This is a genomic window from Micromonospora sp. NPDC049799 (assembly GCF_040656655.1).
In the GTDB taxonomy this organism is placed as follows: domain Bacteria; phylum Actinomycetota; class Actinomycetes; order Mycobacteriales; family Micromonosporaceae; genus Micromonospora.
The window spans coordinates 1-4,204 of record NZ_JBFAMU010000428.1; the positions used below are offsets into that span (position 1 = coordinate 1).

Sequence of the window (4,204 nt, forward strand, 5' to 3'; positions counted from 1 at the left end):
GGCGCCCTGCTGCGCGAGGCGGTCGCCCCGCCACCGCCGCCGCGCCGTCCGACCCGTCCGTCCCGGGGCGCCAAGGAACGCCGGCTGGCCGAGAAGAAGCGCCAGGCGCAGCGCAAACGCGACCGTCGTGTCGACGGCGACTGACCCACGGTCACGCGTCCGACCCCGTACGGCGGGCCGGGTCGTCGCGCCGCACTCCGGCTCCGCCCGACGCCTCGACCGCGACCAGCAGCAGGACGGCCCCCACCAGCACGCCGAGCGCCGCCAGCGGGCCGATCGGAACGGTCAGCGGCATCAGCGCCGCCACCGCCGCGGCGGTGAGCAGCCGCTGCCGGCGCCATCCGCCCGTGGCCATCCGCCAGAACACCTCGTCGGCGACCAGGTAGAGCAACACCCCGCCGAACAGCGCCAGGTGGGGCACCGCACCCAACGGGGGGGTGTCCACGAAGAGAGCCTGCGTGCCGAGGCCGCCCATCGTCTTGCGCAGCCCGAGGGAGACCAGCACGATGCCCGCGATCATCGGCAGGTGCAGGTAGGCGTACCCGTCCCGGGCCAGGGCGATCCGCGCCCGTCCCGTCCGGTCCGCCAGGGCATGCTCGCCCACGTCGGCGTCACGGCCGAAGTAGACCCACCACAGGGCACCCAGCAGGGCCGTGCCGAGGACGGCGGCGACGACGATCCGGCCCGACACGGGCGTGTAGACGACGGCCGCGCCAATGGCGATGACCGCCTCGCCGAGACCGATGATGACGATGAGGCTGAAGCGGTCCGACCAGTGCGGTGCCGACCAGATCCGCCAGCGGGCGACGTTGACCAGGCGGGCTCCGCCGAGGTCGACCGCGATCGCCACCAGCCAGAGGGCGACCCGCGTCGGCGAGAGCAGCCGGATGTCACCCACCGGCTCCGGTACCAGGGCAGCCGCGAGAAGCACGGCGAGCGCGAGCAGTGCGGGCCACGTCGTGGCGACGGCCTGCGCGCGCCGGTCCGGGTCCCGCTCCCGCCACGCCGTCACCCACAGGGCGGCGATCTGCGACAGCCGGAGGACCGCGTAGCAGGTGACGAAGACCAGCGGCCCGTACAGCCCGCCGCGGGCGTCCGCCAGGGCCTGCGGCACGGCGATGCTGATCACCGCGGTCACGGCGACCACCACCACCATCACCCCCCGCACCACGGCGGCCTCCGACCGGACCGCGCAGGCCAGCCAGACGTACGCGCACCACGCCCACCAGAGGACGGTGAGCACCAGCAGGCCGCGCAGCAGGCCCGACCAGGTGGGGTCCTCCGCGAGCAGGGCGGACACCTGGAGGAACGCGTACACGAAGACCAGGTCGAGGAAGAGTTCCTTCGGTGTGACCCCGCCCCCCCGCCTCCCCGGCCGGCCCGATCTCCTCGTGGAGGACCCGGTGTCGGTGCCGGAAGACGGTCGCGTCCGCCAGCGCCATCGTCCCGGTGGCGGCCACCAGCAGACCCAGTTGGCCCAGCACCGGCAGGCCGATCGCGACGGGCAGCAGGCCCAGGGACAGGGCGATGCCGAGCAGCGGTGAGCGGCCGATGATGCGCAGGGTGCGTACCTCGAAGGCGAACAGGCCGATCAGGTAGAGCGCCACGCCGCCGTAGAGCACCAGCGGCCCGAGCAGCGTCGGCTCGGACGGGACACGCAGTTGCGCGAGAGCCGTCTTCAGCCCGAGGGAGACCAGGATCAGCCCCGCCATCATCGGCAGGTGCAGGTAGCTGTAGGCGTCCCGCGCGAGCCGGGCCCGTCGCGCGCCGGAGATCCGCTCCAGCGCCTGCTCGGCGGCGTACCGGGCGATGTCGAAGTACGTCCACCACAGCGAGCCGATGAGCAGAACGCTGACCAGCACGCCGGCGATCACCGGCCAGGTCAGCGGCTGGGCGACGGCGGCGCCCTGACTGAGGCCGATCGAGATGATCGTCTCGCCGAGACCGATCAGGATGATCAGGCTGTGCCGTTCCGCCCAGTACGGGATGGACCGCAGCCGCCAGGCGCCGGTGCCGATGGCGAAGATCCCGCCGTAGTCGACGGCGAGGGCGAGGACGACGAGACCGAAGCGGGTCATGTCCCGGACCATCCGGTCGTCGACCAGCCCCGGCAGGAGGGCGGAGGCGAGCAGCAGCAGCATCCCGGCGGCGGCCGGCCACCAGGCCCGCCGGAACTGCCGGAGCTTGGCGGGATCGTGGCGCAGCGCCAGCGTGGCGATGAGCAGCGGGCCCCCGCGGGCCAGGACGTAGCCCACCGCGAAGACCAGTGGCCCGGGCAGGCCGCCCGGCCGGTCCACGAAGGCCTCGCGGACGGTCAGCGCCATCACGAAGAGCGTGGCGGCCAGGCCGAACGTCACCGCCGGCAGCGCGCCCCGGGTGAGCCTGACCGCGTTGCCGAGCCAGGCGTAGTGCATCCAGCACCACCACAGCAGCGCGAGCAGCAGCATGCCGCGCGGCACCCCGGCGAGGTTGAACTGCTCGGCGGTCACATTGGTGACGTTGAGGAACGCGTAGACGAAGACCAGGTCGACGAAGAGTTCCAGGCGACTCACACCGGCCGTCCGCTCGGCCAGGTGGATCCGGCCGAAGTGCGCCACCGGCCCGGTGTTCCTCACCGTCCAACTCTGTCAAGCGGCGCGGCCACGGCCGCCCGGTTCGCCGGAAACCGTCCCCTATGCCGGTACGGCCTCCAGCAGCCGGGCGCGCAGCGCGGCGGCCCGCTCGGCGAAACCCCGCTGGGTGGTCGCGTACTCGGCCCGGCCCTCCGGGGTCTCCACCCGCACCGGCGGGCACCCCAGCGCGGCCAGGTCGTACGGGCTGGCCCGCATGTCCAGGGTGCGGATCTCCCGGGCCAGCGCGAACGCGTCGGCGACCAGCTCGCTGGGCACCAACGGGGACAGCTTGTACGCCCACTTGTAGAGATCCATGTTGGCGTGCAGGCAGCCCGGCTGCTCGTGGGCGTGCTGCGTCTCCCGGGTCGGGGTGATCAGGTTCAGTGGCCGTGCGGGCGCCGTGAAGAAGCGGTACGCGTCGAAGTGGCTGCACCGGACGCCCCGCTCCTCGACGACCTCGGCGGTGCGCTCCGGCGTCAGGCGCAGCGGCCACGCGTTGTGGCGTACCTCGTCCTGGGTCTGCCGGTACACCATCGCCCACTCGTGCATCCCGAAACAGCCCAGGTGGGCGGGCCGGCCGGCGGTGGCGGTGAGCAGCGCCCGGATCCAGGTGATCGACTCGGCGCGCCGCGCGCGTACGCCCTCGGTGTCGAGGGTGACCCCGGCGGCGTCGGCGCGGTAGTCCCGACCGAACTCGGCCGGATCCGCGTCGCGCAGCACCACCCCGGCCCCCGGATGCCAACGGCGCAGCTGCGCCGGGCGGTGCGAGTAGTAGGTGAAGAGGAAGTCCTCCACCGGGTGCTTCTCGCCCCGGCGTCGGCGGGCCAGGTGCGGCGTCAGCCAGGCGTCGACCCGCTCCTCGTGCGCCTGCCGCCGCTCCCGCCAGGTGGCGGCGCCGAGCAGGGTGGTGCAGGCGAGCGCGGCGGTCACCCGTCCAGGGTACGACCGCCGCCCGCCGCACCGGTCAGGGCACGTCCACCCGCACACCCGCGGAGAAGACCCCGCTGCGCAGCTCCAACTGCTGCGGTCGTTTCTCGCCGTGCACCGTGAACACCAGGGGCAGCACCATGCGACTGCCCGCCGCCATCGGCTCGGCGAACACGTCCCGGCCCTGGTTGGCGGTCCGGGTGGCCTGCTCGTCGGTGCTGACGAAGTTGCCGTCCGGCAGGTACGCCCGCTGCAACCGGCCGTGCCAGGTCTGCCGCTCCGGTGAGACGTTGCGCACCCCGACGGTCGCCTCGCACCGCCGGGCGCTCCGTCCCGGCTGGCAGGCCACCCGGTAGACGGTGAACTCGAAGGCCGACTCCCGCAGCGGCTCGCCGACCGTGCCGGCCACGCCCTGGCCGACCCAGGCGCCAGCGGTGGGCTGGCTGTCGGTGTCGATGGCCGCCACCCGCCGGGTCGCCGTCCAGGCGGCGGTGCCGGCCGTGCCGGTGAGTACCAGCACCACGGCCGGTACGAGCAGCCACGTCGAGGGCCGCCGCCGGCGCTGCGTGACGTCCGGCGTCGCCGGCCCGACGCGGTCCGGCTCGGTGACTGCATCGGCGACGGCAAGGCCGCCGGCCCGAAGTGGACCGCCTATCTGCTGGACG

2 protein-coding genes and 3 pseudogenes are annotated in these 4,204 nt (G+C 73.9%); 1 reads left to right on the forward strand and 4 read right to left on the reverse strand.

What is annotated here, in order from left to right; genetic code table 11:
* Positions 1-144 (forward strand): annotated as a pseudogene (locus tag AB0I76_RS23735) (aminoacyl-tRNA hydrolase); the annotation flags it as partial.
* Between the two features lie 7 nt (positions 145-151).
* On the opposite strand, the gene AB0I76_RS23740 reads toward AB0I76_RS23735, so the two are convergent.
* The 4 genes and pseudogenes from AB0I76_RS23740 to AB0I76_RS23755 form a co-directional block, all read right to left on the reverse strand.
* On the reverse strand, positions 152-1,318 hold the full coding sequence (locus AB0I76_RS23740; protein ID WP_357039375.1) for a low temperature requirement protein A: 1,167 nt from the start codon (positions 1,316-1,318) through the stop codon (positions 152-154).
* Between the two features lie 130 nt (positions 1,319-1,448).
* Positions 1,449-2,615: pseudogene (locus tag AB0I76_RS23745) on the reverse strand (low temperature requirement protein A); the annotation flags it as partial.
* A 57-nt stretch (positions 2,616-2,672) separates the two neighbouring features.
* The gene (locus tag AB0I76_RS23750) at positions 2,673-3,542 is read right to left on the reverse strand and encodes a 3-methyladenine DNA glycosylase (RefSeq protein WP_357039378.1); all 870 of its coding nucleotides are present in this window, start codon (positions 3,540-3,542) and stop codon (positions 2,673-2,675) included.
* Positions 3,543-3,576: 34 nt separating this feature from the next.
* A pseudogene (locus tag AB0I76_RS23755) lies at positions 3,577-4,204 on the reverse strand (hypothetical protein); the annotation flags it as partial.